General features: G+C 39.5%; 28 protein-coding genes. 20 read left to right on the top strand and 8 right to left on the bottom strand.

The annotated features are described in order from the left end of the window. Positions 1-39 precede the first annotated feature (39 nt). From QUF86_RS25025 to QUF86_RS25015, 3 genes are all read left to right on the top strand, one after another. Positions 40-1,245, top strand: a complete 1,206-nt coding sequence (locus tag QUF86_RS25025) for an EAL domain-containing protein (RefSeq protein WP_289317301.1) — start codon at positions 40-42, stop codon at positions 1,243-1,245. A gap of 76 nt (positions 1,246-1,321) precedes the next feature. After that, on the top strand, positions 1,322-1,549 hold the full coding sequence (locus QUF86_RS25020; protein ID WP_289336000.1) for a hypothetical protein: 228 nt from the start codon (positions 1,322-1,324) through the stop codon (positions 1,547-1,549). 181 nt (positions 1,550-1,730) lie between these two features. After that, complete coding sequence (locus QUF86_RS25015; RefSeq protein ID WP_289335998.1) at positions 1,731-2,210, top strand: DUF3993 domain-containing protein; 480 nt, start codon at positions 1,731-1,733, stop codon at positions 2,208-2,210. A gap of 95 nt (positions 2,211-2,305) precedes the next feature. On the opposite strand, the gene QUF86_RS25010 is transcribed toward QUF86_RS25015, so the two are convergent. Then, positions 2,306-2,539: a glutaredoxin family protein gene (locus QUF86_RS25010; RefSeq protein WP_061462251.1), complete on the bottom strand. Its 234-nt coding sequence runs from the start codon at positions 2,537-2,539 to the stop codon at positions 2,306-2,308. Positions 2,540-2,632: 93 nt separating this feature from the next. Next, entirely contained in the window at positions 2,633-3,592 is a 960-nt protein-coding gene (locus QUF86_RS25005; RefSeq protein ID WP_289317298.1) for an MBL fold metallo-hydrolase, read from the bottom strand. Between the two features lie 183 nt (positions 3,593-3,775). On the opposite strand from QUF86_RS25005, the gene QUF86_RS25000 reads away from it, so the two are divergent. The 8 genes from QUF86_RS25000 to QUF86_RS24965 all read left to right on the top strand — a co-directional run bounded on the left by QUF86_RS25000 (position 3,776) and on the right by QUF86_RS24965 (position 10,325). Continuing rightward, positions 3,776-4,015 carry a YkuJ family protein gene (locus QUF86_RS25000; RefSeq protein WP_034314086.1) on the top strand — a complete coding sequence of 80 codons (240 nt, stop codon included), beginning with the start codon at positions 3,776-3,778 and terminating at the stop codon, positions 4,013-4,015. Positions 4,016-4,137: 122 nt separating this feature from the next. Continuing rightward, positions 4,138-4,284: a hypothetical protein gene (locus QUF86_RS24995; RefSeq protein ID WP_089362373.1), complete on the top strand. Its 147-nt coding sequence runs from the start codon at positions 4,138-4,140 to the stop codon at positions 4,282-4,284. Between the two features lie 122 nt (positions 4,285-4,406). Then, positions 4,407-4,844, top strand: coding sequence for a cyclic-di-AMP-binding protein CbpB (gene cbpB / locus QUF86_RS24990; protein WP_289317297.1), 438 nt, complete (start codon positions 4,407-4,409; stop codon positions 4,842-4,844). Between the two features lie 120 nt (positions 4,845-4,964). Next, positions 4,965-6,500 (top strand): MDR family MFS transporter, encoded by a 1,536-nt coding sequence (locus tag QUF86_RS24985; RefSeq protein WP_289335997.1) that lies wholly within the window; start codon positions 4,965-4,967, stop codon positions 6,498-6,500. Positions 6,501-6,683: 183 nt separating this feature from the next. Then, on the top strand, positions 6,684-7,568 hold the full coding sequence (locus QUF86_RS24980) for a transcriptional regulator CcpC (protein ID WP_063231999.1): 885 nt from the start codon (positions 6,684-6,686) through the stop codon (positions 7,566-7,568). 125 nt (positions 7,569-7,693) lie between these two features. Further along, the gene (dapD, locus tag QUF86_RS24975) at positions 7,694-8,404 is read left to right on the top strand and encodes a 2,3,4,5-tetrahydropyridine-2,6-dicarboxylate N-acetyltransferase (protein WP_289317295.1); all 711 of its coding nucleotides are present in this window, start codon (positions 7,694-7,696) and stop codon (positions 8,402-8,404) included. Between the two features lie 68 nt (positions 8,405-8,472). Continuing rightward, positions 8,473-9,603 carry an N-acetyldiaminopimelate deacetylase gene (locus QUF86_RS24970; RefSeq protein WP_289335996.1) on the top strand — a complete coding sequence of 377 codons (1,131 nt, stop codon included), beginning with the start codon at positions 8,473-8,475 and terminating at the stop codon, positions 9,601-9,603. A 62-nt stretch (positions 9,604-9,665) separates the two neighbouring features. Next, complete coding sequence (locus QUF86_RS24965; RefSeq protein ID WP_063231996.1) at positions 9,666-10,325, top strand: potassium channel family protein; 660 nt, start codon at positions 9,666-9,668, stop codon at positions 10,323-10,325. A 52-nt stretch (positions 10,326-10,377) separates the two neighbouring features. Here QUF86_RS24965 and rnjA read toward each other — a convergent pair whose 3' ends face one another. Both rnjA and QUF86_RS24955 read right to left on the bottom strand, forming a co-directional pair. After that, entirely contained in the window at positions 10,378-12,048 is a 1,671-nt protein-coding gene (gene rnjA, locus QUF86_RS24960) for a ribonuclease J1 (protein ID WP_289324277.1), read from the bottom strand. Between the two features lie 3 nt (positions 12,049-12,051). Continuing rightward, positions 12,052-12,261: a DNA-dependent RNA polymerase subunit epsilon gene (locus tag QUF86_RS24955; protein WP_289317293.1), complete on the bottom strand. Its 210-nt coding sequence runs from the start codon at positions 12,259-12,261 to the stop codon at positions 12,052-12,054. Between the two features lie 943 nt (positions 12,262-13,204). On the opposite strand from QUF86_RS24955, the gene QUF86_RS24950 reads away from it, so the two are divergent. After that, the gene (locus QUF86_RS24950) at positions 13,205-13,972 is read left to right on the top strand and encodes a Cof-type HAD-IIB family hydrolase (RefSeq protein ID WP_289335995.1); all 768 of its coding nucleotides are present in this window, start codon (positions 13,205-13,207) and stop codon (positions 13,970-13,972) included. A gap of 52 nt (positions 13,973-14,024) precedes the next feature. Here the strand turns inward: QUF86_RS24950 and def are convergent, their stop codons facing one another. Together def and QUF86_RS24940 are read right to left on the bottom strand one after the other, a co-directional pair. Further along, on the bottom strand, positions 14,025-14,579 hold the full coding sequence (gene def / locus QUF86_RS24945; RefSeq protein ID WP_289317291.1) for a peptide deformylase: 555 nt from the start codon (positions 14,577-14,579) through the stop codon (positions 14,025-14,027). Positions 14,580-14,817: 238 nt separating this feature from the next. Then, positions 14,818-14,973: a YjcZ family sporulation protein gene (locus QUF86_RS24940; protein ID WP_289335994.1), complete on the bottom strand. Its 156-nt coding sequence runs from the start codon at positions 14,971-14,973 to the stop codon at positions 14,818-14,820. Positions 14,974-15,185: 212 nt separating this feature from the next. On the opposite strand from QUF86_RS24940, the gene QUF86_RS24935 reads away from it, so the two are divergent. From QUF86_RS24935 to QUF86_RS24905, 7 genes are all read left to right on the top strand, one after another. Beyond that, positions 15,186-15,845, top strand: a complete 660-nt coding sequence (locus tag QUF86_RS24935; protein ID WP_289335993.1) for a YkyA family protein — start codon at positions 15,186-15,188, stop codon at positions 15,843-15,845. A 643-nt stretch (positions 15,846-16,488) separates the two neighbouring features. Next, complete coding sequence (pdhA, locus tag QUF86_RS24930; protein WP_289335992.1) at positions 16,489-17,604, top strand: pyruvate dehydrogenase (acetyl-transferring) E1 component subunit alpha; 1,116 nt, start codon at positions 16,489-16,491, stop codon at positions 17,602-17,604. A 3-nt stretch (positions 17,605-17,607) separates the two neighbouring features. Then, on the top strand, positions 17,608-18,585 hold the full coding sequence (locus tag QUF86_RS24925; RefSeq protein WP_289335991.1) for an alpha-ketoacid dehydrogenase subunit beta: 978 nt from the start codon (positions 17,608-17,610) through the stop codon (positions 18,583-18,585). Between the two features lie 121 nt (positions 18,586-18,706). Continuing rightward, entirely contained in the window at positions 18,707-20,065 is a 1,359-nt protein-coding gene (locus QUF86_RS24920) for a dihydrolipoamide acetyltransferase family protein (protein ID WP_289317287.1), read from the top strand. A gap of 3 nt (positions 20,066-20,068) precedes the next feature. After that, positions 20,069-21,481: a dihydrolipoyl dehydrogenase gene (lpdA, locus tag QUF86_RS24915; RefSeq protein ID WP_289317286.1), complete on the top strand. Its 1,413-nt coding sequence runs from the start codon at positions 20,069-20,071 to the stop codon at positions 21,479-21,481. A gap of 274 nt (positions 21,482-21,755) precedes the next feature. After that, positions 21,756-22,013 carry a hypothetical protein gene (locus QUF86_RS24910; RefSeq protein WP_353957684.1) on the top strand — a complete coding sequence of 86 codons (258 nt, stop codon included), beginning with the start codon at positions 21,756-21,758 and terminating at the stop codon, positions 22,011-22,013. Positions 22,014-22,061: 48 nt separating this feature from the next. Beyond that, positions 22,062-22,895 carry a polysaccharide deacetylase family protein gene (locus QUF86_RS24905; RefSeq protein ID WP_289335990.1) on the top strand — a complete coding sequence of 278 codons (834 nt, stop codon included), beginning with the start codon at positions 22,062-22,064 and terminating at the stop codon, positions 22,893-22,895. A 26-nt stretch (positions 22,896-22,921) separates the two neighbouring features. On the opposite strand, the gene QUF86_RS24900 is transcribed toward QUF86_RS24905, so the two are convergent. Continuing rightward, entirely contained in the window at positions 22,922-23,356 is a 435-nt protein-coding gene (locus tag QUF86_RS24900; protein WP_289317284.1) for a DUF1885 family protein, read from the bottom strand. A gap of 405 nt (positions 23,357-23,761) precedes the next feature. Between QUF86_RS24900 and QUF86_RS24895 the strand changes: the two genes are divergently transcribed. Beyond that, positions 23,762-23,887: a GapA-binding peptide SR1P gene (locus QUF86_RS24895; RefSeq protein ID WP_072272684.1), complete on the top strand. Its 126-nt coding sequence runs from the start codon at positions 23,762-23,764 to the stop codon at positions 23,885-23,887. 190 nt (positions 23,888-24,077) lie between these two features. Here QUF86_RS24895 and QUF86_RS24890 read toward each other — a convergent pair whose 3' ends face one another. Continuing rightward, positions 24,078-25,535, bottom strand: a complete 1,458-nt coding sequence (locus QUF86_RS24890) for an aminotransferase class I/II-fold pyridoxal phosphate-dependent enzyme (protein ID WP_289317283.1) — start codon at positions 25,533-25,535, stop codon at positions 24,078-24,080. Positions 25,536-25,736: the final 201 nt, after the last annotated feature.

Genomic DNA, 25,736 nt, shown 5'->3' with positions numbered 1-25,736 from the left:
GGCATATTGGTGTTTTCGTAATTAGGGGGAAGATGCATCATGGATACAGAAAAGATATTAAAGAATTTAGACAAGGTGACACCATTCTTTCAACCGATTTTCAGTGCAGATCAACATCAGGTAATCGGGTATGAAATTCTAGGGCGCTATGAGGAACAAGCGGAATATAAAAGCCTTGGCCCTTTTTTTCACGATTCTGCAGTTCCGGAAGAGTATAGGGTGGAAGTGGATAATTACGTACTTGAAATTGCCTTAGAGAGAATAAAAGACTATGGTGAAGATTTTCTTATCTTTATCAACAGAGATCCTAATTTGCTTATGCTGGATCATGGCGAAGAATTCATGGAGATTTTACATCGTCATTTCCAACCAGAGGAAATGCACCGGATCGTGCTGGAATTATCAGACACGATTAGTCCGGAAAACTTCGATCCTTTGCAGCATGTGCTTGCTTATTTTAAAACATATGGGATTAAGATAGCTTTAGATCATTTAGGGCAAGATACCCAATTAGACCGAATCGCACAGATTTCTCCGAATATTTTAAAAGTTAACCTGGACCAGCTTCGCATTTCAGGTGGAGATGCCTATCAGGTCATCCTGTTTTCTCTAAGCATGCTAGCACGAAAAATCGGCGCCAATTTACTTTTTGAGAACATTGAGTCCGAATACCAACTTCGTTTCGCATGGAAGAACGGGGGACGATATTATCAAGGATACTTTTTGGCGAAACCGCACGGCGAGTTCATTAATAAAGATTTACTTCGTGAAAAGTTCCATCAAGAATGTCAGTCCTTCATTTCACTCGAGACCAAGAAGCTTGAAGCCGTTTATCAAAAGACTTTGCAATTCAACGAAAATATGCAAAATTTCTTAAAACAGGAAAAGCGAGTTGGCACCCATGAAGAGTTTCTCGGTATTTTGGCGAAAAAATGGGATTCCATATGTTTTCGGCTTTATATTTGTGATGAAGAGGGGTATCAAAAATCACCCAATATCCTCCATAAGGACAAGCAATGGGTAGTCCAACCGAGTTATTTGAATAAAAATTGGAGCTGGAGACCTTATTTTCTCGAAAATATCGTAAAGATGCGTAATGAGAAAAAAGGGATTTTATCCGATTTATACAGTGATATCGAAACGGGAGAAACCATCCGGACCTTTTCATATCCCCTGAATAATAAGGAATACATTTTCTTTGATCTTTCGTATAGTTATTTATATGAAAATGAAGCCCTATTATAAGTAAAACGATTCATGTATACAATCGCTTAAAATGTGTAACGATAAGCAGAAATGATGCGCTTGGAGGAGACATATTTTGAGCACGTACATCTGGATTCTAATCATGATCGTTACTGTAATGGCGTTATATCTGCTCTTTTATACTTATTCTGTAGCAAGGGCACAGAAAGTGAAAGCCAGAAATGATTCAACTATCGATGATTCAGTTAAAGAACATCCTTATTTAAAGAACCCGATATTCGTTTCACTTTTTGTTGGAACGATTTTGGTTGCCGGTTTTATTTTTTACTATGCTTTTCAATGATCGTAAGAAGGAGATTTCAATATCATGAAATCTTCTTTTTTATTGTGAAGAATAGGCAATAGCATCAAGATCTCGCGGATAATATGATTTTGTAGTTTGGCTTTGTTCTGGACGGGTATTGAAAGACATAGGCAGAAATCCGAACCATTAGGAGAAATTCTTTTACTAGGAGATGATTGGAATGAGTAAATATTTAGTTGCATGTCTTGCCAGTGTCCTTTTATTTTTAGGAGGAGGGTTCACAGCTTCAGCGGAGGGCTTACATAGAGAGGAAGTACTATCTTTAGTACGAGCTGCAGCAGAGAATCAAGGCTCGATCAGTGAGGAAGTTCGTACGAAGGAAGAGATTGAAGGGAAGTTGGATACACATTTCACAGGTGAGTTCATCGAGAAGTTTGTTAAATCGAATGTAGTGAAAGTCGATGGCGGTTATACCGCATTCGGTTCGGACTTCGCTCCCTATTATATCCCATTTTTCAGTTACGATAAGAATACGGAAATAGTATATGGGAAAAACGGCGAGTTCATTTATGTTCAGGAGGAATTCAAAGATACAGGGGACGGACCTGTATCTATGGGAAAACATGTTGAATCAGTTACTTTAAAAAGGGAAAATGACGTTTGGAAGGTAATGGACGTAAAGTATGAAGTGGAAAAATGAAATAAGGTACTTTAAAAGAAAGTATTTCAAAATTGAAAAGTATGGAGACTAAAATGAAAAAGTCTAGAGGAGGAAAAGCTTCTCTAGACTTTTTGTTATATATTCAGTTCTTTCTTTATTTCGTCCAGTTCAAAACCAATGATGGCTTTCCCATCGATTACGACCGTTGGTGTGGAATAGGCGCCGTATTTATTCGTTAGTTCTTTACGTGCATGTCCATCTGCTTTAATATCTTTTTCTTTGTATACGACATTATTATCATCAAAGAACATTTTCATGATTTTGCAGGGAGGGCAATCAGGTTGGGTATAAAGCGTAACGTCTTTCATTTCATTCCTCCATGTATGCTTTAGGTAGGGTTTACTTTTTCATTATAGAGAATGCCAAGACATTTGAATAGGAAAAGACCTTGAAGGACTCTCCTACCTATCCTTTTCCTGCTTTACTAGATAGTCTATCAAACCCATGGAGCAAACATTTAGGTCCATGGCGATGATTTCAAAAACAGGATGATCGGTGGTGATTCCTTTTTCGCCTAAATGAATCGCGACTTCCGTGAAAATATTTTTACTGGTTGCTGCTACTTGTTCCTCAAAGCTAGCAAATTCCCTATATGCCGATTTGGCAGTCTCCACAAATTTGGGCAGCCAGTAATGAAGTTGTTTATATACTTCCTTAGGATTTTCCGATACCCCGTAATGGCCAAAATATATACGCTCGACGCCGATGCTCTCGTACAATTCCGCTGCAGCAAGCATCGCATCTGGGTTAAATTGGTTTGGTGATGTTGACGGTAAGTAAAATTCGAAACCTTCTTCATCGAGTTCACGATAATAGATGCCTACGGTGTCACCTGAAAACATGCCTTTTGAAACGGAATCGAAAATGCTTAAATGATGGTTTGCGTGTCCTGGGGTGTCATAAAAGGTCAATGAGGAATTATCACTTGTTTTTAGGGAATCCCCATCATGTTTAGTAAGCATTCTATCAAATGGTATAGGTAAAATCGGATCGAAAAGCTCGTCGAATTCTTCACCATAGACCGCTTTAGCCCCAGCGATCAAACGTGTTGGGTCTTCTAGATGCCGTGCACCTTTTGGATGGACGATCACTTTGGCATTCGGACAATGCTCTAAAAAAAGTCCGGCTCCACCTGCATGGTCCAAATGAATATGGGTAAGAATGATATATGTAATATCCTCGAGGGAGATTCCCAAATCTTCGAGCCCCTTCATTAAGTGGGGGATGGAAGGGCTGGCGGAAGTTTCGACTAAAGTGATTTCTTTATCGGCAATTACATATGTTCCTGTACGATTTTTTCTATTCAAATCAAAACCATCAATCAATGAAATGCGATAACCAAGTTCACTAATATTTCCCAATAGAATCTACCCCCAGAAAATTTTTCATGTACAAAATCCATTCCTTATTTTATTCTGTTAATAGTTCCATGTAAAGAATGAAGTTTTAAATTATTCTGAATTTATTTCAGCGTGGCTACTGGATAGAAAAGTATGGTATAGTGAAACCTATCGAAAAGGTTTTATTCAGAAAGGAGAGGGAGTATGTCTCAATTACAGGGCATCCTTACCAGATTGAAAAGTCTTCAAGAGCAAGCAAAGGAATCTGAATCTGCTCAACGTTTTTTTGAAATAGATGGTGTGAAAAAGTGCCAAGTTACATATTTCAGCAAAACAGAAATGTTCGAGCTTGAAGTATACAGTGATAAAGGGAAATCATCAAAATATCAATTCGATAATATTGATATGATTACCATTGAAATCTTTGATCTTCTTCAATCTTAAAAAATCACAAAAAGCCGCCTTCCTTTGGAAGCGGCTTTTTTATTGTAAATGAGGCCGTTCAATTTTCACTTTTTGAATGAAGTAGTGATTTTTACGACATCTTATTAATTGGAGGGATGTAAATGAAAAATCCAATGGTAATATGCCCAGTATGCGGTGAGGAAAGGGAAATGGAAAATGTATTGACGGCACAATCCAACCAAAATGTGATTTATCAATGCCCGGAATGCGGTTTTAAACAGGTTAACATCAAAACTAGTAAGGGCTAAGGATCTCTTGCGAAAATCCCACAGTTTGGGATTTTATTGGTCTGGGAATGAGCCTTTTCTGCTTACATATGTTAAACTATAGAAAGAGCTGTATATAAAAACATATGGTAAGGGGTTTTAACATGATCGGTACTCATGATGGGGATTTATTGGAATCCAGCGTTAAAGACTTAATGATTTCTTCTGAACGCGTGGCCCACGTGCAGGTAACCAATAACTTAGAACATGCACTATTGGTATTAACAAAGAGCGGTTATACGGCCATTCCTGTGTTAGATCCGATGTATAAATTGCATGGCTTAATTAGCACACCAGTCATTCTTGATTCAATCTTGGGACTGGAACGAATTGAATTTGATAATCTTGAGAATAAAAAAGTTTCTGAAATAATGAATATAGAAATACCTCGCCTGCATATTGAAGATACATTGACTAAGGGTGTGGAATTGTTGATTGATCATCCGTTTGTCTGTGTAGAGAATGATGATCATGTATTTGAAGGTATTTTAACGAGAAGAGCAATCTTGAAAAAAGTATTTAAACAAAATGCACCTGAATAAATATGTAATGCTGAAATTGATCGTAACTTTAAGACTCGCCAATTGGCGGGTTTTCTTTTTTTTACATATTTGATCCAGCTGGTGGTAAAATCTATAAAAGTTATTGTTTATTTGGAAAGGATGCGGAAATTGGGCCAAGCGTTGGATAGTACAAAAGTGCAGAATAAAAAATTGAAACGCCCCTTCATTTTAGCTGCCATCATGTTGGCTATGTTTATGAATGCTATTGAAGGAACGATCGTTTCGACGGCGATGCCGGCCATTGTAAGTGATTTAGGTGGTTTTTCACTTTACAGCTGGGTGTTTTCAGGTTATTTGTTAATGAACGCCGTGACAGTCCTGATATATGGAAAGCTATCGGATATTCTCGGTAGAAAACCTGTCTTATTATTTGGCATCGTTGTTTTCTTAATTGGCTCCCTTCTTTGCGGCTTCGCCAATTCCATGACGGAACTCATCATTTATCGCTTTGTACAAGGTTTTGGGGCGGGGTCTGTAGCTCCTGTAGCTTCAACGATTGTTGGTGATATCTATAAAAATGAGGAAAGGGCACGCGTTCAAGGGTACCTATCGAGCGTTTGGGGCATTTCGGCGGTCATGGGGCCAGCTTTAGGCGGCTTGCTCGTTGAATCCCTGACTTGGAAGCTTGTATTCTGGGTTAATATCCCTCTGGGCTTACTAGCCTTTATTGGAATTTGGTTTTTCCTTCATGAAAATATCGAAAAGAAAAAACGTGATATCGATTACATCGGTGCAACGCTATTGACGTTATCCATATCCACTCTTATGGTGATACTCGTAGAAGGAGGAGTAAAATGGTCATGGGCTTCAGCTCCGGTCATTTCCTTGGCATTAGTGGCAATCATCGCCTTCAGCTTATTCATTCGTCAGGAAAAGAAAGCTGCCGAACCAATGATGCCATTTGAACTCTGGCAGGAGCGCTCCATCCTGATTGCGAATCTTGTTTCATTGACTACAGGGGTTATGATGATTGGATTATCAAGTTTCCTCCCAACATTCGTACAGGGTGTGATGGAACGCTCGCCTACGGTAGCTGGTTTTACATTGACGGCCATGTCAATCGGCTGGCCGATCGCATCAATGGTTTCAGGCAGGTTATTGATGAAAATAGGATTCAAATCTACCTCCCTCCTTGGAGGGTGCTCATTGATCCTTGGGAGTTTGATCCTCGTATGGATGAAGCCAGAAGCAGGACCCCTTATTGCTGCCATGGGATCCTTCTTTGTCGGTGTAGGGATGGGATTGACTTCTACTTCATTCATTGTCGTCATTCAAAAGACCGTCAGCTGGGAACGCAGGGGTATTGCAACAGCTTCCAATATGTTCATGCGGAATTTAGGAAATACGGTAGGTGCTGCATTACTTGGAGGAATCATGAATACGAGACTTCAAGCCTATTTAAACGAGCATGCACCAGCAGGCTCGGGGGTGACGATAGATACGGCTAATATGCTGTTGAACAATGAGGAACGTATGTCGCTTCCTCAAAGTGTGGTAAAGGTTTTGCAGGAAGGACTTACATTATCTTTACAGACGATTTATCTAATTGTTCTAGTCTTCTCCGTTATCAGTTTCATATTACTTACTAGACTAAGAAAGAATAAGGAGGCAGGAGAGGGAAAGGCAGACTCATAAAAGGAGCTTGCCATTGTATGTAAAGGAAATGCGACTCGGAGTATCAATTGCCGGAAATATGATCTTCAAAGGATATTCACGCCGTTTCTTTTCCCTTGTATTATAAGCGGACTTTGTTGATAATTAAATTTAAAATAAATTAAATCATCATGCTAAGAATTAATTATCAAGAGGTTGGTGTGTATGTCATTTTCGGAATTTCATTTATTATCCGTACTTGCTCAGGAAATGAATATGAGAAAAGCTGCTGAACGGTTGTTCGTTTCCCAACCGGCTTTATCACAGCGTTTACAATCAATAGAAAAGGATTGGGGTTCAAAACTGTTTCTGCGTTCACAAAAAGGGCTGTCGCTGACGCCTGCAGGTGAAGCGGTAATTCGTTTGGCCAATGAGGTTATAGAAAAAGAGGAAAAGGTCAGGGAAAGTATTCAAGCCATGGATCATGAAGTGTATGGAACTTTGAAAATAGCCTGTGCCTCGATTGTCGGTCAAAATTGGCTGCCGCAAGTATTGAAAAAGTTCGTCCAAAAATATCCGTATGCCAAAATTTCATTAATCACTGGCTGGAGCAGTGAGATTTTAAAGTCTTTGTATGAAGGACAAGTACATATTGGCATCATAAGGGGGGCCCCGGATTGGAAAGGGGTAAAGCAGCATTTATTTACTGATATGCTTTATTTGGTGGATACTGAAATGAAGGAACTGAATCAAGTGTTCGAAACGGACAGACCATTCATTCAGTTTAAAAGCGATTCGAATTATTATCAGGAAATTCAGGACTGGTGGCATCGGCAATTTAAAACGACACCAAAAAACACCATAGTCGTGGATCAAATCGAAACATGCAAACAAATGGTGTTCAATGGTATCGGATATGCGATCCTTCCAGCCATCACATTACATGATAAAGATACGAATGTTTTTAAAATCCCTCTTCTAGATGGACATAACCACTCAATCGAACGAGATACATGGCTTTGCGGCTATGAATCTGCCTTCCAGTTAAAGCAAGTCCAAGCATTCACGGAAGTGGTGAAAGAACATATTCGCGACCAAGGAATGTTATAGACCCGCTGATGAAAATGTCAATAGGGCAGAATAATATATTAGAGTGACATTCAACTTGTCTTGCAGGCAGTTGTCTGGTAAATTTAAAACGAGTAATGATACATATTTAGGAGGTTTTTCCCGGAATGAATAAAATGGATGCGAACGAAATTATTTCTTTTATTTCAAATAGTAAAAAATCTACACCAGTAAAGGTCTATGTCAAAGGCGATTTAGAAGGCATGGATTTTGGTCCAGCTTCTAAAACTTTCATTACAGGTAATACAGGGGTTGTATTCGGTGAGTGGTCTGAAGTCGAAGAAGCAATCAAGGCAGCGGGAACAAAAATCGAGGATTATGTTGTTGAAAATGATCGTCGTAACTCTGCCATTCCTTTATTGGACCTAAAAGGCATCAAAGCCCGTATCGAGCCTGGTGCAATAATCCGTGACCAAGTATCGATCGGTGACAACGCAGTGATCATGATGGGGGCATCAATCAATATTGGCTCGGTCATTGGTGAAGGTACAATGATTGACATGAACGCAATACTTGGCGGACGTGCAACAGTGGGTAAAAACTGTCACGTGGGTGCAGGTGCAGTTTTGGCAGGTGTCATCGAGCCACCTTCGGCACAACCGGTCATTTTGGAAGACGATGTTTTAATCGGAGCTAATGCGGTCGTTCTTGAAGGTGTGAAAATCGGTCAAGGATCAGTCGTGGCAGCTGGTGCAGTTGTAACGAAAGACGTTCCGCCTTACTCCGTGGCTGCTGGTATACCGGCGAAGGTCATTAAACAAATTGATGAAAAAACCAAATCAAAAACAGAGATCATGCAAGAACTTCGTCAACTATAATTTCTTAGTGAATATTGCCTGAAGCGTGGATAATTATATCCACGCTTTCTGTATAGGGAGGGAATAATATGAAAATAAATCCTTTTGCCGAAATCCGGCGTGATTTGCATCAAATACCGGAGATAGGATTTAAAGAATTCAAGACGCAGCAATACCTATTGAATTACATAACGAATCTGGCCCAGGAGCGAATGGAAATAGAAACCTGGCGAACAGGGATATTCGTGAAAGTGAAGGGAAGGAACCCGCGGAAAATGATTGGCTACCGGGCTGATATAGATGGTCTGCCGATAAAAGAGGAAACTGGACTGCCTTTCGCATCCAATCACGAGGAATATATGCATGCCTGCGGCCATGATTTTCATATGAGCATCGGTTTGGGTTTATTGACATATTTCACCGAAAATCCGATCGATGATGACATACTATTCATTTTCCAGCCTGCAGAAGAGGGTCCTGGCGGAGCTGAACCGATGCTTAAATCGGAAACCATGAAAAAATGGAAGCCGGATATGATCCTTGCTTTACATATTGCTCCAGAGTATCCAGTTGGAACGATTGCTGTTAAAGAAGGGCTTCTATTTGCCAATACATCTGAATTATTCATCGATTTGAGAGGGAAAGGGGGGCATGCAGCCTATCCGCATGAAACAAAAGACATGGTCATCGCAGCCTGCTCGCTTGTAGGGCAGCTACAAACCATCGTTTCCAGGAATGTCAATCCGCTTGATTCAGCTGTCATTACAGTTGGGAAGATTACTGGAGGCACCGTTCAAAATATTATTGCGGAGACAGCGCGTTTAGAAGGCACAATACGCACCCTTAACCCCGAATCGATGGTAAAGGTCAAGTCAAGAATAAAAGCGCTTGTGGATGGGATACAAGTTGGTTATGAGTGCTTAGCAGAAATAGACTATGGTGCGATGTATCACCAGGTGTATAATGAAGAACGGTTGACCCGGGAATTCATGGAATTTACAGAGATGTCCACCGCTGTTCATTTACATCGCTGTACTGAAGCGATGACGGGTGAAGATTTTGGATATATGCTAAAAGAGATTCCTGGCTTCATGTTTTGGCTAGGGGTTTCATCGGAATACGGATTGCACCATGCTAAGTTAAGTCCTGATGAAAGCGCGATTGAACTCGCGATTAACCATTTAACGGAATATATAACATTTAAAGGAAACGAATCTTAAAAAATGCTTTTCAGAACAGAACATGCTCTAAAGAGAGAACGAATGATGTTGGAGGGCTTATTGTGAAAAAAGAATTTGCGGTAATTGGACTTGGCCGTTTTGGAGGCAGTATAGTCAAGACATTAGCTGAAGAAGGATTAGGGGTTCTGGCTATCGATGCAGACGAAGATCGAGTGAATGAATTTGCCAGAATAGCTTCACATGCCGTGGTAGGGGATACGACGGATGAAAATGTGCTGAGAAACATAGGCATTCGTAATTTTGATCACGTCATTGTAGCGATTGGCGAGAATATTCAAGCCAGTATATTGACGACTCTCATGCTTAAGGAATTGGGTGTCGGAAATGTTACGGTAAAAGCGCAAAATGATTATCATGAGAAGGTTCTTCGAAAAATCGGGGCCGACTTTGTGGTGCACCCCGAACGGGATATGGGGAGAAGGATTGCCCATAATATCGTCTCCAATAATATTCTCGATTATTTGGAGCTTTCTGATGAACATTCCATCGTCGAAATTGTTGCAAGCCAAAAGATGAATGGAAACTCAATATTTGACCTTGATATTCGCGCTCACTATGGGTTGAATATCGTTGCGATTAAAAGAGGGAACGAAATAAATGTCTCCCCACAGGCAAGCGATTTAATTCATAAAGGTGATATATTGATTGTCATCGGAGCAGATTCAGACATCAATCGCTTTGAAAAAAAAATTGTGGAATAAGCAAGGCGTATCACAAAAAAGCCCAGCCATCAATGGCTGGGCTTTTTTATGATTATTGGACCTCCATGATGATCGGTAGGATCATAGGACGGCGTTTAGTTTTTTCATATAGGAATGGAGATAAAGTATCTGTAATTTCATTTTTAATTTCAGACCATTGTGTAGTTTTGCGATCCATCACCTTATTTAAATGCTTGGTGATCAAGGATTGAGCATCGCTGATCAGGTCTCCTGATTCTCTCATATAAACAAATCCGCGTGAGATGATGTCAGGTCCGGATGAAATTTTGAATTCCTTCATATTTATGCTGACAACGACAACCACAAGGCCTTCCTCGGAAAGAATCCGACGATCACGCAGCACGATATTACCGATATCCCCGATGCCGCTTCCATCGATATAAACCGAACCTGAAGGGATTTTACCAGCGATTTGTGCCGTGTTTTCACTTAAGGAAAGTACTTCACCATTATCCATGATAAAGCAATTTTCTTCCGGAACACCGCAATCTACTGCATGGCGGGCATGGAGTTTTTGCATCCGGTATTCACCATGGATTGGCATGAAGAATTTTGGCTTTATCAAACGAAGCATTAGTTTTTGTTCCTGCTGTCCGCCATGTCCTGATGTATGAATGTCATTCAAAGGACCTGAAATGACTTCTGCTCCAGCACGATATAATTGATTAATCGTTCTGGAAACACTGATTGTGTTACCGGGAATAGGTGAAGAAGAAAATACCACAGTATCACCAGGAATGATTTGAATTTGACGGTGAGTGCCATTCGCTATCCGCGACAGGGCTGCCATTGGTTCACCTTGGCTGCCTGTACAAAGGATGGTTACTTTATTTGCAGGCATACGATTCAATTGCTGCACATCAATAAATGTATCTTTAGGCGCTACGATATATCCAAGATCTTGGCCAATTGCTATGGCTGAATCCATGCTACGTCCAAAAACAGCTATTTTACGGCCATTAGCCACTGCTGCTTCCACAACTTGCTGAAGGCGATGGATGTTCGATGCAAACGTTGCAAAAATGATCCGGCCGTCAACCTTACGGAAAATGTCTTGAATGGTATCGCCGACACGGCTTTCGGACATAGTAAAGTTCTGCACTTCACTATTTGTGCTATCTGAGAGTAAGCACAATACGCCTTCTTTACCGATTTCAGCCATCTTGGTCAAGTTTGCAGGCTCACCCACTGGAGTGAAGTCGAATTTGAAATCACCAGTATGGACAATTTGTCCAGGTGGGGTTTTTACGACGATTCCATAAGAATCAGGGATACTGTGAGTTGTGCGGAAGAAAGAGACGGAAGTCTTCCGGAACTTGATCACTTCATCTTCACTGATTTCAATCATGGTTGTCTGACGTAAAAGGCCGTGTTCTTCCAATTTATTACGAAGTAACCCAAGAGCTAGCTTCCCGCCGTATACTGGTACATTCACTTTTCTAAGTAAATATGGAATCCCGCCAATATGGTCTTCATGGCCGTGCGTAATGAAAACACCTTTAATTTTATCTACATTTTTCTCTAAATAGCTGTAATCTGGAATCACATAGTCAATACCGAGAAGTTCATCTTCAGGAAATTTAATTCCAGCATCAATGACGATGATTTCATCTTGAAACTGAACAGCATATGTGTTCTTACCGATTTCGCCTAAACCGCCCAGGGCGAATACAGCTGTTTGATCGTTTTTTACAAATTTCATAAATTATAGCTCCAATACTTTGTAATCTTCATTTTGTTTTTCATATTCTAAATATGCTCCAGTTACGGGTAGTACGATTTCTACGTTATAAGGTTCATTTTTTAATTTTAAACGGACGTCACGAACGGATTCACCTTCGATAAACACTGTTTTAGTATTTTCCCTGATGGGAACCTCTGCTATGGTTACTTGATAGTATACCTTAAAAACCATTTTAATCTCTCCTCACTTGTTTGCATTGCTTTTTTCATTATATATAAAAACAACAATTTTTTCATGTTTTTCAACATCATGTAAAAATAAACCCAGCTCCGCCATAAAAACGGAAGGGGTTTTGATGAATTAAATATACCAATGTCTAAAAAGTATATAAAAAAATAGATGGCCGATTCGGGTATCAATCCAATTGTAGCTTCCTCTATCTTATATCCTATCCGTTTTTACTATGTGTGAAACTTAAATCGATAAAGAAAAGTTTCTGCCGGCTTGTTTTTATGCAAAAAACGGTTACTCACTTTATCTAATTTAAATGGGGTCTTTTTTCGTAAACGATTTCTTTCTTAATTAATATAGTACCACCGGGTACAGCGTTTCATGAACAGACAACGACTCATATTTTGATTGAATATGTATTCACCTGGCCATATCTAGCCAAGATAGAAAGAATGCTTAACAAGAACTTTACAACAAGGAAGAAGCCCTCCGCAAGTTTTTGAAGGGCTGTCCGAAAAAAATTCGCATTTGGATGACGGCCAAGGCAGGATATGAGTGGCAGATCATGCGATAGATTTTTTTCTTAAAAGATCATTCCACTGTTTAACAAGCTTTTTACGAAGCTTTTTTAACATGGCGATCACGCTCCCTTAGTTATTATTGTATAGGATTATTCAATAATGTAAATATGTCTTTACAAGTACTTGGCCCATTTTTGAAAAAAAAGGCTCATTCTTACAGGTGACTGTGAATTTAGGGGCAAGAAGGACGGAGAAGTGTAATTTGGAAAACCTGAGTTGAGTTCTATTAGGAATAGTATATGCTCATTCGTGAATAAAAAACGTAACTTTGAGGGAAATCCGCTAGAGTTACTTGACTTATCTTGATGACAATTATTAAATGGGTACATATTAAAAATGAATGAATTGGAAGTGAATCGTTAGTGAAAATCGTATTTTTTGATATTGACGGAACATTGCTCGATCATGAAAAAAAGTTACCTGCTTCAACGAAAAAAGCCATAAAGCAACTACAGGATAGCGGGGTTTTTGTAGCGATTGCCACAGGAAGGGCTCCATTCATGTTCGAGTCTTTAAGGGAAGAGCTTGGCATTGATACATTCGTAAGTTTCAATGGACAATACGTTGTTTTTGAAGGGAAAGTGGTTTATAAAAACCCTTTGAGCATACCTGAGATAAAGCGGCTTCACGAACATGCTGAAAACAATCAAATACCGATCGTTTTCATGAATGAGGAGACAATGAAATCGAGTGTTCCACATCATGGCAGAATTGAAGAAGCTTTAAGCACCTTGAAGTTTCCACACCCTGAACATGTGGCAGACTTTTATGAGGACAATGAAATATACCAAGCCTTATTATTCTGCTCGGAAGATGAAGAAGGGAACTATGTTGGGAAATATGATGACTTTCACTTTATTAGATGGCATGAATACTCGACGGATGTACTTCCATTCGGGGGGTCAAAAGCAGAAGGCATTAAAATATTAATGGAAAAAGTCGGGTTTGCTCTAGAGGATGTTTACGCCTTTGGAGATGGCTTAAATGATATAGAAATGTTAAAAGTGGCGGGATATGGCGTGGCAATGGGGAATGCCGGTCAACTTGTGAAACAAGAGGCCGACTTTGTAACGAAGGATGTCGATGATGATGGCATACTTTATGGTTTGAAGGAACTTGAACTGATTTAAAAACAAAAACTCCCGTTAACCAACAAGACGGGAGTTTTTGTCGCTTATTACGTTACCTTTCCACCGCAATGGAATTTTCCGGAACGGCATAGGGGTCTTCCTGATTGATATGATCATAAAACATGATTCCATTTAGATGGTCGATTTCATGTTGAAAGCAAATGGCTGCGGTGCCTTTTAGGCGGAGTTGAACCGATTTCCCTTCCAGGTCAGTACCCACGACGGTTATTCGAGCATAACGTGGTACATAGCCGGAAACGGGGCGATTAACGGAAAGACAGCCTTCTCCGCTTGTCAAGTATGCTTTTTCCACTGAATGGCTAATGAGTTTAGGGTTGAAAAGTGCATAGCTATACAGTTGATCATCTTTTTCTTTCAAATGAACCGCAATCATCCTTTTTGAAACATTCACCTGTGGTGCAGCCAAGCCAATTCCCGCCCTTAACCCGTATAGAGCAGCAATATCGGGCTTCTGGCTGTTTTGGACATATTCCATCAAGCTGGCTAAAAGTTGCTTATCTTCATATGATGCCGGAAGCGGAACCTCTACCGCGACTTGCCTTAAGATTGGATCGTCTTCATTAACAAAATCATCCATGGTAAGCATAATCTTTCACCCCATAAAATTTCTTATAATATGTATAGGTTATTTTAACAAAAAAAATGCTGAAAGTTAATGGATAGTCTAATGAAAGAAAAATGGAAGGGATGGAATCAAGTCGATTAATTCCTATCCCAGCCATAATTTTATTTACGTGTTAAGGTCTATTAAAAAAATAAATCATTTTTTGTGAATCAGGGTGAATAGTTAACATTTTCGGGTAAAGGTAATAGTAATTATCTGTTTAGCATAAGCACGCGCCGACAATGATTAGCAAAATGAACAGGACAATGATTATGGCAAAGCCGCTTCCAAAGCCTCCACAACATTGTTCACCATAACCAAAGCTGGGTGCAACGGAAACCGGATAACAACATTCCTGGTTGTAACCTCCATACATAATTTCATACCTCCGTTTTTGTTTTATTAAAATGTTGACCACTCTGATTTGAAACGGTCCCTACAGCCTATGCAGTATGGTTTAAAGGGTGTAGGCTAACGCCCAGTAATGATAAATTCATGTTCGGAATAAGATTAGTGCAAGTGTCCGTGCATAAACAGAAATTTAAAGAAATATGAAACTTCAAGAACTATCAGAAGGAGCTGTCTATGTTGAAGAGTTTTGGTCCATATGTTATTTTACTTCTTTCATTAGTGATCTTGACCGGTTGTTTTAACGGTTCACCAGAAGAAAAGATCCACAAGATCCTGGAGAAAACTGCTGAAAAGGAAAGTAATTTCACCGAGCATCAAGAGCCGCTTAATGATTTGGAGAAAAAGGAAAAAGAAAAGTATGAGAAAATCATTGAACTTGGATTGGATGAGTATGAACAAATCGTCGAGATTTCAGATGAAGCAACCAAGAATATCGACCAACGGGAGGAAATAATAGAAAAGGAACAAAGCAGTATGCAATCCTCAAAAGAACAATTCAATAAGATAGGTGAACAAATCGGGAAAATAGAGGATGAAAAAGTTAAAAAAGAAGCAACTGAATTGAAAAAGATCATGAGTGAGCGTTATAGCACCTACGACAATTTGTATGATGCCTATCAACAAAGTCTGGCTTATGACCGCGAATTATATGAACTGTTTAAAAAAGAGGATTTGAAAATGGATGAATTACAAGGGCAAATCAAGAAAATCAATACCTCTTATGGAAAAGTTTTGAAGGCGAATGAACAATTTAATGCATTAACGGAAAAATCCAATCAAAAAAAAGAAAGTTTTTATGATAGTTCCGGCATAGAAATGGCTGATTCTACAAAATAATATAATAATGATGGGCTGTGATCCTCAATCACAGCTCATTTTTTGTGCATCCAGTTCATTTATAGACTAAAAAATTTTAGAATAGTTTTTTTGTCGAAACAAGTGAATGTAAAATTTTCAGTACCTGTACTAAAAAAAAACGTTAATAGAAAATCAAACAGCTGACTGATATGAAAGCGTTTGAATATTTTTTTGTAATATTATCTTAAAGGCTCAAATGCCTCTAGTTAATGCGGTTTTGGAATCGATGGGATCGACGGGGGATTTGAAATATTATTCGTCGTCATCCCTAAAATGATAAATACGGGAAATTTAATAGTACAGTCGTAAAACCAAAACTAATACAGAGAAGAAGTTTTAGTGTTGGAAATTCTATTAAATCAAAAAAATAAGGAACTCCAAGTGATTGACTTGATGTTAATTCATCTTGTAAACTTAATCTATAAAAGTTCTTGTATCATTTTCCTTGATTTTTTTTATGGTACAGAATAAGATTGAGACATATTAAGTATATCCACGTTTGAGGGATTGGTCTTAAGGGAAAAATAAAAGAATGTATTGTTGAAGAAACTAAAAAGCAAACTATTTTTGCTTTATAGAATAATAATAGCAAACCTTTTTAATGAAAGGATGAGGTGCCAAAATGGCTCAAAAAACTAAACAAGCTAAAATTAATGTTCAAGATCAGCTTAAGAAAGTGGAAGATCAATTTGAAACTTTTCAAATTTTAAATGAAGAGGGAGAAGTCGTTAACGCAGCGGCAATGCCTGATTTAAGTGATGAACAACTGCAGGAATTAATGCGTCGTATGGTTTATACCCGCATCTTGGATCAACGTTCTATATCACTGAACCGCCAAGGCAGATTAGGGTTCTATGCACCGACTGCCGGTCAAGAAGCTTCTCAAATCGCTTCACAGTATGCTTTGGAAAAAGAGGATTTCATTCTTCCTGGTTACCGTGATGTGCCGCAAATCGTTTGGCACGGCCTGCCGCTTTGGCAAGCATTCCTATTCTCCCGTGGACATTTCAAGGGAAATCAAATTCCTGAAGACGTCAATGTCATTTCGCCTCAAATCATTATCGGCGCTCAATATATCCAAGCTGCCGGAGTGGCTCTTGGATTGAAGAAACGCGGAAAAAAAGCTGTAGCCATCACATATACGGGTGACGGTGGAACATCTCAAGGTGACTTCTATGAGGGTATTAACTTTGCAGGTGCATTTAAAGCGCCAGCTATCTTCATCGTGCAAAATAACCGTTTTGCAATCTCGACTCCTGTTGAATTGCAATCAGCATCAAAAACTTTAGCCCAAAAGGGTGTGGCTGCAGGTATTCCTGGCATCCAGGTTGATGGTATGGATGCATTGGCCGTTTATACAGCTGTTAAGGAAGCACGTGAACGTGCAATTAATGGTGAAGGTCCTACATTGATCGAAACATTAACTTACCGATATGGACCACATACGATGGCTGGGGATGACCCGACACGTTACCGTACTTCCGATATGGATAATGAGTGGGAACTAAAAGATCCATTGGTTCGTTTCCGTAAGTTCTTGGAAAACAAAAAACTTTGGAATGAAGAATTAGAGAACGAAACAATAGAAAAAGCAAAAGACGATATTAAAGAAGCAATCAAAAAGGCTGATGCAGAACCTAAGCAAAAGGTTACAGACCTTATTGAGAACATGTATGAAGAAATGCCTTATAACTTAAAAGAACAATATGAAATTTATAAAGAGAAGGAGTCGAAGTAAGCCATGGCTCAATTGACGATGATTCAAGCAATTACAGAAGCATTACGTACAGAACTTAAAAATGACGAGAATGTACTCGTTTTTGGAGAAGATGTTGGTCTTAATGGGGGAGTTTTCCGTGCAACGGAAAATCTTCAAAAAGAATTCGGTGAAGATCGTGTATTCGATACACCACTTGCTGAATCTGGAATCGGTGGATTAGCGGTTGGTCTTTCTTTACAAGGTTTCCGTCCTGTTCCTGAAATTCAATTCTTCGGGTTTATATATGAAGTAATGGATTCCGTAAGCGGTCAGCTTGCTCGTATGCGCTACCGTTCAGGAGGACGTTACAGTGCGCCGGTTACAATTCGCTCACCTTTTGGAGGCGGAGTGCACACTCCGGAAATGCATGCTGATAGCTTAGAAGGTTTAATGGCTCAGCAACCAGGGTTAAAAGTAGTAATCCCTTCCACTCCTTACGATGCAAAAGGCTTATTGATTTCAGCGATTCGTGATAATGACCCAGTCATTTTCCTTGAGCACATGAAATTGTACCGCTCATTCCGTCAGGAAGTTCCTGAAGAGGAATATACAATTCCATTAGGAAAAGCGGATGTGAAGAGAGAAGGAACGGATTTATCCATTATTACGTATGGTGCGATGGTACAGGAATCCATCAAGGCAGCTGAAGAATTGGCTAAGGATGGTCATTCCGTCGAAGTGGTCGACTTACGGACTGTATCTCCATTGGATATTGATACAATCATTGCTTCTGTAGAAAAAACTGGACGTGCTATCGTTGTTCAAGAAGCCCAAAAGCAAGCTGGTATAGCAGCGAATGTTGTCGCTGAAATTAACGAACGTGCCATTTTGAGCTTGGATGCTCCAGTACTGCGAGTGGCTGCTGCTGATACGGTATTCCCGTTTTCACAAGCTGAAACAGTATGGCTCCCTAATTATAAAGACATTATTGAAACGGCAAATAAAGTCTTGAAGTTTTAACAATCTTAAGTAATGGGAATGAACGTCCTGCTAGTGAAAGTGATTTTGCATTAACGGTAATGCAAGATAAAGGACTTTATTCAATGCACTAAGTATGATTTAATATAGGAGGTTGAACTCAGTGGCATTCCAATTTAGACTCCCTGATATCGGAGAAGGTATACACGAAGGTGAAATAGTGAAATGGTTTGTAAAACCAGGAGATAAGATACAAGAAGATGACGTGCTTTGTGAGGTTCAAAACGATAAGGCCGTTGTTGAAATCCCATCACCAGTGGAAGGTACCGTTGAAGAAATCCTTGTTCAAGAAGGAACGGTTGCCGTTGTTGGCGATGTACTTGTAACATTCGATGCTCCAGGATATGAAGATCTTCAGTTTAAAGGGGATCATGGAGAAGAAGCGAAGGCAGAAGGTGGAAAGGATACGGAGGCCCAGGTTCAAGCAACTGCTGAAGCTGGACAGGAAGTCAAGAAAGAGGCTGCTCCGGTTCAAGAAAATAGTGCAGAAACGGGCGCGGGATCACAACCACAGGTTGAGGCGGATCCTTCACGACGTATTATCGCTATGCCTTCTGTTAGGAAATATGCACGCGAACAAGGGGTAAATATTCGTGAGATTTCTGGTTCTGGGGATAACGGCCGCATCATGAAAGAAGACATCGATGCTTTCAAAAACGGCAAAACGGCTCCACAGCAACCAGCAGCTCAAAGTGAAGCTTCACAACAAAATGATAAGGAAACAACCGAAAAACAAAAAGTTTCGATTCCAGAAGGACAATATCCTGAAACTCGCGAGAAAATGAGCGGTATGAGAAAAGCTATCGCCAAAGCAATGGTTAAATCCAAACAGACTGCTCCACATGTAACATTGATGGATGAAGTCGATGTGACGCTACTGGTTGCTCACCGTAAGAAATTCAAGGAAATTGCTGCAGAAAAAGGAATCAAGCTTACATTCCTACCTTATGTTGTTAAAGCGTTAACAAGTGCATTGCGTGAATTCCCTATGCTTAACACATCATTTGATGATGAGGCTAGTGAGATTATCCATAAACACTATTACAATATCGGAATTGCGGCAGACACAGACAAAGGACTGCTTGTTCCAGTTGTAAAAGATGCAGATCGTAAATCAACTTTTGCCATTTCACAAGAAATTAATGAATTAGCGACGAAAGCTCGTGACGGTAAATTGGCTCCTAACGAAATGAAAGGTGCTTCTTGCTCCATTACGAATATCGGTTCCGCAGGCGGTCAATGGTTCACACCTGTAATCAATCATCCAGAAGTTGCCATTCTAGGGATTGGACGCATTGCCGAAAAAGCAATTGTACGCGACGGGGAAATTATCGCCGCTCCAGTTCTGGCATTATCACTGAGCTTTGATCACCGCATGATTGATGGAGCAACTGCTCAGCATGCATTGAATCATATCAAAAAGTTATTGAACGACCCAGAATTATTGTTAATGGAGGCGTAAACAATGGTAGTAGGAGATTTTCCAATCGAAACAGATACTTTAGTGATCGGTTCAGGCCCAGGGGGATATGTTGCCGCAATTCGCGCAGCACAGCTTGGACAGAAAGTAACGGTCGTTGAAAAAGGAACAATCGGCGGAGTTTGTTTGAATGTAGGCTGTATCCCATCGAAAGCTTTAATCTCGGCGGGACACCGTTTCCATGAAGCTCAGCATTCAGAAGACATGGGTATCTTTGCAGAAAAAGTTACTGTTGATTTTTCTAAAGTACAAGCTTGGAAAGGTACTGTTGTAAAAAAATTAACAGGCGGTGTAAGCAGCCTGTTAAAAGGTAATAATGTTGAGGTTGTAACTGGGGAAGCTTATTTCGTTGATGAAAACAGCATCCGTGTTATGAATGATGACTCAGCCCAAACATATACATTTAAAAACGCAATCATCGCTACTGGTTCATCGCCAATCGAGATTCCGTCATTTAAATATACGAAACGAGTACTTAATTCCACTGGTGCCCTTGCTTTGGAAGAAGTTCCAAGTTCGATCGTGGTAATCGGCGGAGGTTACATTGGTACCGAGCTTGGCGGAGCATTCGCAAGTTTTGGCACTAAAGTGACCATCCTTGAAGGTACGGAAGAAATTCTTTCTGCAGGCTTTGAAAAACAAATGGCAGCACTTGTTAAACGTAACCTTAAAAACAAGGGTGCTGAAATTGTTACCAAAGCAAATGCTAAAGGCGTGGAAGAAACTGAAACAGGCGTAACCGTTACTTATGAAGTAAAAGGCGAAGAGAAAAAAGTTGAAGCCGATTACGTTTTAGTAACAGTTGGACGTCGTCCTAATACTGCAGAAATCGGCTTAGAACAAGTTGGAATCAAAATGACTGACCGTGGTTTGATTGAAACGGATAAACAATGCCGTACAAGCGTGAAAAACATTTACGCAATCGGTGATATCGTTTCTGGACCTCAGTTAGCTCATAAAGCTTCTTATGAAGGTAAAATTGCAGCTGAAGCCATTGCAGGACATTCATCTGAAATCGACTATCTTGCCATTCCGGCTGTTGTATTCTCTGAACCGGAACTAGCTTCTGTCGGTTATAATGAAAAAGAAGCGAAGGAAGCTGGAATCGAAGCGCTTGCTTCTAAATTCCCATTCGCTGCAAATGGACGTGCTCTTTCATTAAATAATACGGACGGATTTGTGAAGCTTATCACTCGCAAAGAAGACGGATTGGTTATAGGAGCACAAATTGCAGGACCAAACGCATCTGATATGATTGCAGAACTTGGTTTAGCTATCGAAGCGGGAATGACTGCTGAAGATATCGCGATGACAATCCATGCACATCCAACTTTAGGGGAAATCACTATGGAAGCAGCTGAAGTTGCCCTTGGAACTCCTATTCACATCATTAAGTAATTGATTTTAAAAAAAGCGTACTGCATTAGGCAGTACGCTTTTTTGTATTGGCAAGAAGATGAAAATGAAGGATTACTCCTAATTCATTATTTTCTTTACGTTAGTTAAATGAAAAGGACAAAAAGGGCATAAGCTATACAAAGGTCTTCTAACTTTTTTCCTTGAAAGGGTTTTAAAAAGGTAATAGAGGATAAAAAATAGGATGAGCGATGTTTGCTAAAGGATATTTTTTGCCAATAAAAAACTATGGCCGATGTATTCATATTAAAATGGGGTGGATCACTTGAAAAATTATCTGGTAATCCTCTTTCAACTAATCGTTTGGAGTGGGTATACATTAGTTGAATGGCTGTCTGTTAATGATCGATTTGTTTTCAAAGTATTCATGTTTCTGGTCTTCTCTTATTTAGCCATTTACATTGGCAAAATGATTTTAAAGTCCAATAAGCGAACCATGCTTGTTACCGTGATAAGCCTATTATGTTATGGGATTTTACAAATCCTTTTGGAAACGTTAGTACCCATTTATTGAATTTTTTTTCGTATGGCCAGCAACGACACAAGAAACAACGGGGGAACCATGATTAACAGAGTATTAGTATTATTTACATCTATATCATTTTTCTTGATGGCTTGTAACGATCACGATTACAATCCCAATCAAACCGAAAATGAGAATCAAGAAAGTGTGGAAACGTCAGCAACAGTTCAAGATGAAAGCCAGCCAGAAAAAGATCTGAAAAAAGAAACATCAAAAATAAATCTCGTAGGGAATGTAAAGGCAGAATATCGGGTGAACAAAGATAATTGGTCATTTAAACCCATTGGGGATGCAAATCCGAAAGTTGTGTTGTTAACCTTTGATGATGCACCTGATAAATATTCGCTGGAAATTGCCAAAACCCTTAAGCGACTTGAAGTACCTGCGATTTTTTTCGTGAACGGTCACTTTCTTGAAAAAGATGAAAATAAAGCGATGCTAAAAGAAATTCATGATATGGGTTTTCCTATCGGTAATCATACGTATTCCCATGTAAATTTAAAAGAATTGACTGAAAAGGAACAAGAGAGGGAAATCGTTAAATTGAACAATTTGGTTGAGGGCATTATAGGTGAACGCCCTAAGTACTTCAGGGCGCCTTTTGTATCGAATACCGATCATTCAAAAAAAGTTGCTGAGGAAGAAAAAATGTTGGTCATGAATTGGACATATGGATATGACTGGGAAAAAGAGTATCAGGATAAAAAAGCTTTAACTGATATCATGTTGAACAGCCCATATTTAGGAAATGGTGCGAACTTACTGATGCATGACCGGAAATGGACGAGTGAAGCGATAGAGGATATAGTGAAAGGTTTTCAAAAGAAAGGTTATAAGTTCCATGATCTAAAATTAATTGAAACGCCTGCATGAGCTGATTCTTGGTCACAGCAGGTTTTTTATTTCCTTGGATAGTAATACATCACCCGATTATTGAATAGATGGAGCTGTGCCCGTAATTTCTTTGCTAGGAACTTGCACAATTCATTAGCTTTTCCCTTATCACCGAAAGTTGCTGTTTCAGGGAGGGTGAATTGGATATAGGATTGAATCCGCTCTAATCCATCTTCATCCTTAACGACTTCTTGGTCAACTCCTATCAATATCATGTGGTATCGATCCTCTTTGGCTTGGAGATAAATAGCCTTATCTTTCATTCTTTCAGGTACTTTCATTTCATAAGGAAATGCTTTCTTATCATACTCCCAATCCAGTTGCTTTCCTGTTTTTGCTGTGATCATTTGATAATAATTCAGCAATTCTTTCACATCTTCAATGGTTACAGTCGCTTTTACGGACTCAGGAACAAGTTTAATATAGGCATTTTCAGTCATTTGGATCCCCCTTAGTTCTTTCTAATGTAAGTATATATTAACATTTTATGGTTGTTTTATATACTAATCTATATGTAAGTTGAAAGGCAAAATTCCTTTTTCACCTTGTTTTGCTGAGTAAGGAATGTGGTGGAATTTGTAAAAAAGAGCTCCAAGAGCCGTTCGTTTTTTGTAAATGCGCGTTTTCATAATAAGAATTCCAATGATTGGAACCGTTTACTTCCAATCGGCGGTTTCAAAATGAAAGAAATAAATCAATGGAATGAACCTATATTGAATTTAATGGAAAAAAGTATATATGTTATACTTTTTAGCTTGAAATAATAAATGTGTTATATTATAATTCATATAAAGCGGTTACATTATGTAATTGATGCATACAATATAGAGGAAGGGGTTGTAAAAATGGGAACTATCGTATGTCAAACTTGCAATAGCACGATTGAACATTTTGAAGATGAAAAAGTAAGTGTACTTTATACACACAATCACAACTGCCAAAGCTGTGATACAGCTGCCTCTGAAAAATAAATGGAAAAAGACTTTTAGATTAATAGAATTGAAGGGTGTTTCAGGATTATAACCTGGAGCACCCTTTTTATCGAAGTTAACGGGGGGGAATTCTTTCATTTTCATCCAGATTACTTTGCTCAATTACGTTGAATCAATAAAATGGGCAAAAAACCAGAGCAGGTATCTGCTCTGGTTTGATGAAATTCAATCAGTTTTTAATGATGCGCAAATATTTTATCTCTGGATCCTCTGGACCTTGGACAGGTAGGCCTGCCTCGATGTTTTTCCGGATGTAATTGATATTATCTTCAGTAATCAGTTCGCCTGGTATGAAGATCGGGATTCCCGGCGGGTAAACCATGATGAATTCAGCACTGATTTTGCCGACCGATTCCTCGATGGGAACCACTTCGGTCTCTGCATAAAATGCCTCCCTTGGTGATAAAGCAAGTGGCGGTGTATCAGGAAGGAGGACTTCAATTTTTTCATGTTCAGCAGCCATTTCCTTAAACTCATCCGATAAGTCTCTTAGGGCAGCGATCAGCAGGTCCGCTTCCATTTTTGAGTCTCCCGGTGTTATCAGGCAAAGGATATTGTACAAGTCAGATAGTTCGACTTCGATATTATGCTTTTCACGAAGCCATTTCTCAACGTCGTATCCGGTAATATTCAATTCCTTAATGGAAATGATCAACTTAGTCGGATCATAACTAAAGGCTGCTTTACTCTCAAGAATTTCGCTGCCGACACAGTATAGATAAGGAATCTCATTTACGGCCTCACGGATATATCCTGCAAGATTGATGGCCTCATCGATCATTTCCCTGCCTACCGTCGCCAGCTGTCTTCTAGCCGTATCCAGGGAAGCCAGAAGTATATAGGAGGTTGAGGTCGTTGTGAGCATGCTCAAAATGGCTTGTACACGATTTGCTGAAACCAATCCAGTCTTAACATTTAATATGGAACTTCCCGTTAGTGAACCGCCCAATTTATGAACACTCGTTGCAGCCATATCTGCTCCAGCTTGCATGGCTGACATCGGCAAGTCTTCATGGAAGTGAATATGGACACCATGTGCTTCATCTACGAGAACTGGGATTTTGTGGGAATGAGCAAGTTCGACTATTTTTTGCAAATCAGCCGAAATACCGAAATAGGTGGGATTGATTACAAGCAAACCTTTTGCATCACCATGTTCCCTTAAAGTTTTTTCAACGGCATCGATGGTGATTCCGTGGGAGATGCCCAAGTCTTTGTCTATTTCAGGATTGATGAAAATGGGAACAGCTCCGGAAAATACAATGGCAGACATTACGGATTTATGTACATTCCTCGGAACGATGATTTTGTCCCCAGGTCCGCAGACTGTCATGACCATCGTCATGATCGCTCCACTTGTTCCTTGAACGGAAAAGAATGTATGATCTGCACCAAAAGCTTCAGCGGCAAGATCCTGAGCTTGTTTAATGATACCTTTAGGCTGATGGAGATCATCGAGTGGTGCAATATTGATTAAATCTATGGATAATGCATTTTCTCCAATGAAATTACGGAAATCAGCGTCCATTCCTTTTCCTTTTTTATGACCTGGAATATGAAATTGAACGGGATTTTTTTTTGCATGCTGCAATAAGGCAGTGTATAAGGGTGTTTCATTCTGTGACAATTCTTTGTGGCCCCTTTTCAATATAATAGGTACGAAATATCGGGGAGGGTATACTCCCTTTCTATTAACGATCGTATGTTTCTCCGAGTCCATTCAAATGGTCTTGTGGATAGACATAAAACAAATGAATTATAGCACGTCTTATAATAAATGCCTAGCGTGACTTTAATGTCTGACATAAACAATTTTTAAATGCCTTCG

The sequence above is a fragment of the Peribacillus sp. NJ11 genome, assembly GCF_030348405.1.
GTDB lineage: Bacteria > Bacillota > Bacilli > Bacillales > DSM-1321 > Peribacillus.
This window is presented reverse-complemented; position numbering and strand designations above follow the sequence as displayed.

What these genes read in the sequence shown, in the direction of transcription:
- QUF86_RS24980 (WP_063231999.1), top strand. Translation starts at nt 6,684, where the DNA reads ATGTCATTTTCGGAATTTCATTTATTATCCGTACTTGCTCAGGAAATG.
- pdhA (WP_289335992.1), top strand. Translation starts at nt 16,489, where the DNA reads ATGGCTCAAAAAACTAAACAAGCTAAAATTAATGTTCAAGATCAGCTT.
- dapD (WP_289317295.1), top strand. Translation starts at nt 7,694, where the DNA reads ATGAATAAAATGGATGCGAACGAAATTATTTCTTTTATTTCAAATAGT.
- lpdA (WP_289317286.1), top strand. Translation starts at nt 20,069, where the DNA reads ATGGTAGTAGGAGATTTTCCAATCGAAACAGATACTTTAGTGATCGGT.
- QUF86_RS24955 (WP_289317293.1), bottom strand. Translation starts at nt 12,261, where the DNA reads ATGGTTTTTAAGGTATACTATCAAGTAACCATAGCAGAGGTTCCCATC.
- rnjA (WP_289324277.1), bottom strand. Translation starts at nt 12,048, where the DNA reads ATGAAATTTGTAAAAAACGATCAAACAGCTGTATTCGCCCTGGGCGGT.
- QUF86_RS24905 (WP_289335990.1), top strand. Translation starts at nt 22,062, where the DNA reads ATGATTAACAGAGTATTAGTATTATTTACATCTATATCATTTTTCTTG.
- QUF86_RS24900 (WP_289317284.1), bottom strand. Translation starts at nt 23,356, where the DNA reads ATGACTGAAAATGCCTATATTAAACTTGTTCCTGAGTCCGTAAAAGCG.
- def (WP_289317291.1), bottom strand. Translation starts at nt 14,579, where the DNA reads ATGCTTACCATGGATGATTTTGTTAATGAAGACGATCCAATCTTAAGG.
- QUF86_RS24925 (WP_289335991.1), top strand. Translation starts at nt 17,608, where the DNA reads ATGGCTCAATTGACGATGATTCAAGCAATTACAGAAGCATTACGTACA.
- QUF86_RS25025 (WP_289317301.1), top strand. Translation starts at nt 40, where the DNA reads ATGGATACAGAAAAGATATTAAAGAATTTAGACAAGGTGACACCATTC.
- QUF86_RS24995 (WP_089362373.1), top strand. Translation starts at nt 4,138, where the DNA reads ATGAAAAATCCAATGGTAATATGCCCAGTATGCGGTGAGGAAAGGGAA.
- cbpB (WP_289317297.1), top strand. Translation starts at nt 4,407, where the DNA reads ATGATCGGTACTCATGATGGGGATTTATTGGAATCCAGCGTTAAAGAC.
- QUF86_RS25010 (WP_061462251.1), bottom strand. Translation starts at nt 2,539, where the DNA reads ATGAAAGACGTTACGCTTTATACCCAACCTGATTGCCCTCCCTGCAAA.
- QUF86_RS24940 (WP_289335994.1), bottom strand. Translation starts at nt 14,973, where the DNA reads ATGTATGGAGGTTACAACCAGGAATGTTGTTATCCGGTTTCCGTTGCA.
- QUF86_RS25015 (WP_289335998.1), top strand. Translation starts at nt 1,731, where the DNA reads ATGAGTAAATATTTAGTTGCATGTCTTGCCAGTGTCCTTTTATTTTTA.
- QUF86_RS24970 (WP_289335996.1), top strand. Translation starts at nt 8,473, where the DNA reads ATGAAAATAAATCCTTTTGCCGAAATCCGGCGTGATTTGCATCAAATA.
- QUF86_RS24985 (WP_289335997.1), top strand. Translation starts at nt 4,965, where the DNA reads ATGCGGAAATTGGGCCAAGCGTTGGATAGTACAAAAGTGCAGAATAAA.
- QUF86_RS24895 (WP_072272684.1), top strand. Translation starts at nt 23,762, where the DNA reads ATGGGAACTATCGTATGTCAAACTTGCAATAGCACGATTGAACATTTT.
- QUF86_RS25000 (WP_034314086.1), top strand. Translation starts at nt 3,776, where the DNA reads ATGTCTCAATTACAGGGCATCCTTACCAGATTGAAAAGTCTTCAAGAG.